Raw genomic sequence first — 5,670 nt, forward strand, 5'->3', positions numbered from 1 at the left:
CGGCACCCCGGAGTGGTGCGCCTCGAGCACCGCGGGGTGCAGGTTCGCGACCGCCGTGCCCGAGGTCGTGACGACGGCAGCGGGACGACCGGACTCGACGGCGAGCCCGAGCGCGAAGAACCCGGCCGTGCGCTCGTCGAGCCGGACGTGCACGGTGGTGCCGCCGACCCGCTCGAGCGCGACGGCGGCGAGTGCGAGCGCCTGCGACCGGGAGCCGGGGCTCACCACGACGTCGGTCACACCGGCCCGGGCGAGCTCGGTCAGGAGCGCGACGGAGAAGTCGGTCGCGGGGCTGCCGGAACCCGCCGGACCGTCAGCGATCGGCGCGGCCGTCGTCGTCGCGGCGGTCACGGTCGGCGCGTCGTTCCCGCTCGCGGAACTGCTGTTCGAGGTCTCGGAGGGTCTCGTCGTCCTGGTCCTTGTCCGTGCGGTGCTGATCGGGGCCGCTGGGGCCGCCGAGGAAGTCCGGGTCGTCTTCGGGTCCACGGTACCCGGAGCCGCCGCCGGGACGGGTCGCCGGTGCCCGGCCGAGCAGGAACCAGAGGACGCCGCCGAGCACGGGCAGCACGATGACGAGGAGGACCCAGACGCCACGGCTGAGGGAACGGACACGTTCCCGGGGCATCGTGGCGCAGTCGATGGCCGCGTACACCGTGAACGCCACGGCGGCGACGACGACGATCAGCCACAGTCGGATCATGGCCGGGAGTCTAGGTCGGCAGCCTGTGGGGTCCCTGCCGGTTGCGCTTCCGTAGACTTGCGCAGGTGAAAGCGTGGCTCGTGTACACCCTGGCCCGCCTCGGCATCTTCGCCGCGGTGCTGGCACTGCTCCTGCTCCTGACGCCGATGACGGCGGCCTGGGCGACGATCGTCGCTGCGCTCGTGGCCCTGCTCATCTCGTACATCGCCCTGCCGAAGCTGCGCGGTCGCGTGACGGAGAGCCTGGCGAATCGCCGCCCGGCCCCGGAGCACGACGTCGACTCCGACTTCGAGGACGACTTCGTCGACGCGGCGGACACCGACCTACCGACCGGGCAGGCGGTCTCCGACGCCGACCGTCACGCGGCGCGCCGCGAGCACCGCGAGGGCTGATCCCCGCGGGCTACGGCTGCACGGCGAGCGTGATGCCGAGCACCACGCCGAACACCAGCGACGCGAACGACGAGAGCTGCAGTGCCGTGATGAGTTCCCGCGGCTTCCGCGACGACACCCCGATCGCGAGCGCCGGCAGGGCGAGCAGCAGCGAGAAGTACGTGAAGCCGGTGCGGAAGTAGAGCAGCACGAACCAGAGCAGCACCACGTAGGGCAGCATCAGGAACAGGCCGTAGAGCACGCGTGCGACGGGCCGCCCGACCACGACCGCGAGGGTGCGCTTGCCGGCGAGCTGGTCCTCGTCGATGTCGCGGATGTTGTTCACCATGAGCACCGCGCAGGCGAAGAACCCGGCGGCCATCGCTGCCGCCCAGCCGCTCGGGGTGACCTGGTCGATGAGCACGAACTGGGTGCCGAGCACGGCGACCAGGCCGAAGAAGACGAACACGAAGACCTCGCCGAGGGCGTTGTACCCGTAGGGCTTCTTGCCACCGGTGTAGAACCAGGCCGCGACGATGGCAGCGGCGCCGACGAGCAGGAGCCACCACAGCCCGGTGAGCAGCACGATGACGATCCCGGCGACGGCGGCGAGTCCGAAGAACGTCAGCGCGACGGTCAGCACGGTGCGGGGCTTCGCGAGCCCGGCACCAGTGAGTCGGGCCGGTCCGACGCGGAACTCGTCGGTGCCGCGCACCCCGTCGGAGTAGTCGTTGCTGTAGTTCACGCCGATCTGCAGGAAGAGGGCGACGAGCAGCGCGAGGATCGCGACCGGGAGGTGGTGGCCCTTGGCGATCCAGTCGCCGAAGTCACCCGCCTCGCCGCTGTCGACGAACCCGACGGTCGTGCCGAGCACCACGGGGACGACACCGAGCGTCAGGGTGCGCAGACGTGCCCCGCCGATCCAGTCGCGGGCGGTCGCCCGGCGCTTCGTGCGCTGGGGTGCCGCGGCCTTCGCCGGGTTGCCGGAGCGGTTCCTGGACCGGTTCGTGTTCTTCGTGCGTGCCACGACCGTCCATGGTATCGGCGTCGGCCGTGCGTCCGGCACGTCGGTCCAGGAGGAACGGATCGCGCTCGGCGGTCGACCCGCGTCGGTCAGGCGGTGGGGTCGGCGATCGCGCGGACGGCCCGTCGGTCCGGCTTGCCGGACGCGAGCATCGGCAGGCGCTCGACGACGATGACCTCGTCCGGTCGCGCCGCACGCCCGAGGGCGTCGCCGACGGCACGGCGGACGGTGTCGAGGTCGAGCGGCCGGTCGGTCACGACGACGGGCACCTCGCCCCACTCCCCCGAGGCCCGACGGGTCACGACGGCCTGTTCCTGCCCGTCGAGGCCGCGCACGATCCGCTCGACGGCGCCGAGCGGGACCTTCTCGCCGCCCGAGATCACGACGTCGTCGAGCCGGCCGAGCACGCGGACGACGCCGTCGACGAGCTCGGCGGCGTCCCCCGTCCGGTACCAGCGGTGTCCGTCCCGCTCGGTGAAGGTCCGGGCGGTGCGCGCGTCGTCGCCCAGGTAGCCGTCGGCGAGCATCGGCCCGGACAGCAGCAGCTCGCCGTCGTCGAGGTCGGTGCGGACCGTGCCGAACGGGACGCCGTCGTAGACGCACCCACCGCTCGTCTCGCTCGCGCCGTACGTCGTCACGATCGGGATGCCTGCGGACCGGGCACGGTCGCGGAGGGTCGGCGGTGTCGCCTGCCCGCCGACGAGGACGGCGTCGAAGCCGGCGAGGGCCCGGGCGGCCCGGTCGTCGTCGAGGATCCGGGCGAGCTGCACCGGGACGAGCGAGGTGTAGCGACGCGGGGCCGAGGGGCCGGTGGCGAGCCGGTCGGCGGCGTCCGCGAACGCCGCCGCCGTGAAGTGCCCGCCGGCGACGACGACGGGCGACGTCCCCGCGGTGATCGAGCGGGTCAGGACGTTGAGCCCCGCGATGTAGTGCACGGGCAGTGCGAGCACCCAGCCGCCCGGGCCGCCGAGCGCCGCGTCCGCGGCGGCCGCCCCGGCGAGGAGCGCCTCCGACGACAGCGCCACCCGCTTGCCGGTCCCGGTGGACCCGCTCGTCTCGACGACCAGCGCGACCCGCTGCGGGACGGTGGCCGGAGCCGGTGTCGGCAGCGCCGGGGCCCCGTCCGCGACCGGGAGCAGGGCGGGGCCGCCGGCGAGTGCCGCCTCCAGGCCGCGCAGCACGGCCGACGGGTCCGACGTGCCGGTCGCGACCAGCGGACGGGTCATCAGTAGTGCCAGGGGAACGCGGTCCACTCGGGGGCGCGCTTCTCGAGGAAGGAGTCGCGGCCCTCGACGGCCTCGTCGGTGCCGTAGGCGAGGCGCGTGGCCTCGCCGGCGAAGACCTGCTGCCCGACCATGCCGTCGTCGACGGCGTTGAAGGCGTACTTCAGCATCCGGATCGCGGTCGGCGACTTGCCGAGGACGATCTCGCCCCAGCGGATCGCCTCGCGCTCGAGGTCCGCGTGCGGGACGACGGCGTTCACGGCACCCATCTCGTACGCACGCTGGGCCGAGTACTCCTGGGCGAGGAAGAAGACCTCGCGCGCGAACTTCTGGCCGATCTGCTTGGCGTAGTAGGCGCTGCCGTACCCGCCGTCGAACGACCCGACGTCGGCGTCGGTCTGCTTGAACCGGCCGTGCTCGGCGCTCGCGATCGTGAGGTCGCAGATCGCGTGCAGCGAGTGGCCGCCGCCGGCCGCCCAACCCGGGACGACGGCGATGACGACCTTGGGCATCATCCGGATGAGCCGCTGGACCTCGAGGATGTGCAGCCGTCCCATCGACGCCTCGGCCGCGGCCGGGTCGACACCCTCGGGCGGAGCGCCCTCGTCACCGACGTACTGGTAGCCGCTGCGCCCGCGGATCCGCTGGTCGCCGCCGGAGCAGAACGCCCAGCCGCCGTCCTTCGGGCTCGGGCCGTTGCCGGTGAGCAGGACGACGCCGACGCGGGGGTCCTGCCGGGCGTCGTCGAGCGCGCGGTACAGCTCGTCGACGGTGCGCGGGCGGAAGGCGTTCCGCACCTCGGGCCGGTCGAAGGCCACCCGGACGATCCCCTTCGAGACGTGCTTGTGGTACGTGATGTCGGTGAACCGCTCCGCGATCGGAGCCGCGGTCCAGACGTCGGGGTCGAACAGGTCGGAGACTTCGGCAGCCATGCCCCAACGCTACCGCCGCGGGCTACAGCCCCGTGCCGCTGGTGGCGGCCGAACCGCCCATGTCGGTGAGCAGCTCCGGCGCCACGATCACGAGCAGCACGATGAGGATCACCGGGTTCGCGAAGAACGCCACGACGACCCCGACGGCGCCGTACCAACGACCGAACGACCCGACCGCCGCCACGAAACCGAGCACGGCCGCGATGAGCGTGAGGAACACCACGACGAAGCAGATGCCGAACGCGAAGTCGGTGTCGCCGCCCATGAAGACCGCGAACGCACTCGCGTCGACCGCGGCCGAGACGACCGCGAGTCCCAGGGCGATCTTGCCGACCACCGGGTTGCGGCGCTTCCGCGCTCCCTGGGCCTGCTGCCGGACGTCGACCGTGTTGCGCTGCATGAGCCGGGCGAACTCGCCGGTGTCACGGTCGGGTGCGTCGGCCCGCGCCGCGGAGGGTGCTGCGGATCGCTGCGACACACGCTGCTGCGGTTCCCGCGCCACAGGCCCTCCCTCGTCCTCGGTGCTCGTCCTGGCTGCTGCCGACCGTGGCCGACCGATGCATGCTAGTGCGCGGTGCTGGCGGTCCCCTCCGAGGAACCGTGGGGTGCCCTGGGTGCTCCTGGGATGATGGCCAGGTGCTCCCCGACCTCGCCGACCTCCGATCCGACGCGCACGTGGTCGCCCTGCCGATGCGGGTGCGGTTCCGCGGCATCACGGTGCGCGAGGCACTGGTCCTGCGGGGCCCGGCGGGCTGGACCGAGTTCTCGCCGTTCGTCGAGTACGACGACACCGAGGCCGCGGCGTGGCTGCGGGCGGCCGTCGACTTCGGCTGGTCCGAGCACGACTCCGCCGCGGACAGCGTGCCGGTGAACGCGACGGTGCCGGCGGTCGCACCGGACGCCGTCGCGGACCTGCTCGCGCGGTACCCGGGCTGCAGGACCGCCAAGGTCAAGGTCGCCGAGCCCGGCACGACGATCGACGACGACGTGGCCCGGGTGGCCGAGGTCCGTCGGGTGATGGGTCCCTCCGCCGCGGTCCGGGTCGACGCGAACGGCCTCTGGAGCGTCGACCAGGCCGTCGAGGCCCTCGAACGCCTCGCACCCCTCGACCTGCAGTACGCCGAGCAGCCGTGCCGGACCGTGCCGGAGCTCGCCCGGCTCCGGCAGCGGATCGCGGGCCTCGGCGTGCCGATCGCCGCCGACGAGAGCGTCCGACGCGCCTCCGACCCGCTCGCCGTCGCCCGTGCCGGTGCCGCCGACGTCCTCGTCGTGAAGGCGCAGCCCCTCGGCGGGATCACCGCTGCCCACGCGGTCGTCGCCGACGCCGGGCTGCCCTGCGTGGTGTCGAGTGCGCTCGACACGTCCGTCGGGCTCGGGATGGGCGCGTTCCTCGCGGCACGTGCGATGTCGCCCGGGTACG

8 protein-coding genes are annotated in these 5,670 nt (G+C 73.2%); 2 read left to right on the forward strand and 6 right to left on the reverse strand.

Annotated elements, in window-relative coordinates; translation table 11 throughout:
• Both I5E_RS11995 and I5E_RS12000 read right to left on the reverse strand, forming a co-directional pair.
• The coding region (locus I5E_RS11995; protein WP_031262424.1) for a thiamine pyrophosphate-binding protein at positions 1 to 351 on the reverse strand (351 nt) is incomplete at its 3' end.
• Positions 314 to 700, reverse strand: a complete 387-nt coding sequence (locus tag I5E_RS12000; protein ID WP_022907202.1) for a PLDc N-terminal domain-containing protein — start codon at positions 698 to 700, stop codon at positions 314 to 316. The genes I5E_RS11995 and I5E_RS12000, both read right to left, overlap by 38 nt.
• A 65-nt stretch (positions 701 to 765) precedes the next feature.
• On the opposite strand from I5E_RS12000, the gene I5E_RS12005 reads away from it, so the two are divergent.
• Positions 766 to 1,092, forward strand: a complete 327-nt coding sequence (locus tag I5E_RS12005) for a DUF4229 domain-containing protein (protein ID WP_022907203.1) — start codon at positions 766 to 768, stop codon at positions 1,090 to 1,092.
• 10 nt (positions 1,093 to 1,102) lie between these two features.
• Here I5E_RS12005 and I5E_RS12010 read toward each other — a convergent pair whose 3' ends face one another.
• From I5E_RS12010 to I5E_RS12025, 4 genes are all read right to left on the reverse strand, one after another.
• A complete protein-coding gene (locus I5E_RS12010) occupies positions 1,103 to 2,098 on the reverse strand; it encodes a 1,4-dihydroxy-2-naphthoate polyprenyltransferase (protein WP_022907204.1) in 996 nt (331 codons plus the stop codon).
• An 86-nt stretch (positions 2,099 to 2,184) separates the two neighbouring features.
• Positions 2,185 to 3,321 carry an AMP-binding protein gene (locus I5E_RS12015; RefSeq protein ID WP_022907205.1) on the reverse strand — a complete coding sequence of 379 codons (1,137 nt, stop codon included), beginning with the start codon at positions 3,319 to 3,321 and terminating at the stop codon, positions 2,185 to 2,187.
• On the reverse strand, positions 3,321 to 4,250 hold the full coding sequence (locus I5E_RS12020) for a 1,4-dihydroxy-2-naphthoyl-CoA synthase (protein WP_022907206.1): 930 nt from the start codon (positions 4,248 to 4,250) through the stop codon (positions 3,321 to 3,323). The genes I5E_RS12015 and I5E_RS12020 overlap by 1 nt, the downstream gene beginning before the upstream one ends.
• Positions 4,251 to 4,272: 22 nt before the next feature.
• Positions 4,273 to 4,752 (reverse strand): hypothetical protein, encoded by a 480-nt coding sequence (locus I5E_RS12025; RefSeq protein WP_022907207.1) that lies wholly within the window; start codon positions 4,750 to 4,752, stop codon positions 4,273 to 4,275.
• Between the two features lie 134 nt (positions 4,753 to 4,886).
• Between I5E_RS12025 and I5E_RS12030 the strand changes: the two genes are divergently transcribed.
• A partial coding sequence (locus tag I5E_RS12030; protein ID WP_022907208.1) for an o-succinylbenzoate synthase occupies positions 4,887 to 5,670 on the forward strand: 784 nt, incomplete at its 3' end.

It is taken from the genome of Curtobacterium sp. B18, from assembly GCF_000333375.1.
GTDB lineage: Bacteria > Actinomycetota > Actinomycetes > Actinomycetales > Microbacteriaceae > Curtobacterium.

Coding starts and splice junctions, on each gene's coding strand:
- I5E_RS12000 (WP_022907202.1), bottom strand. CDS start 700: ATGATCCGACTGTGGCTGATCGTCGTCGTCGCCGCCGTGGCGTTCACG.
- I5E_RS12015 (WP_022907205.1), bottom strand. CDS start 3,321: ATGACCCGTCCGCTGGTCGCGACCGGCACGTCGGACCCGTCGGCCGTG.
- I5E_RS12020 (WP_022907206.1), bottom strand. CDS start 4,250: ATGGCTGCCGAAGTCTCCGACCTGTTCGACCCCGACGTCTGGACCGCG.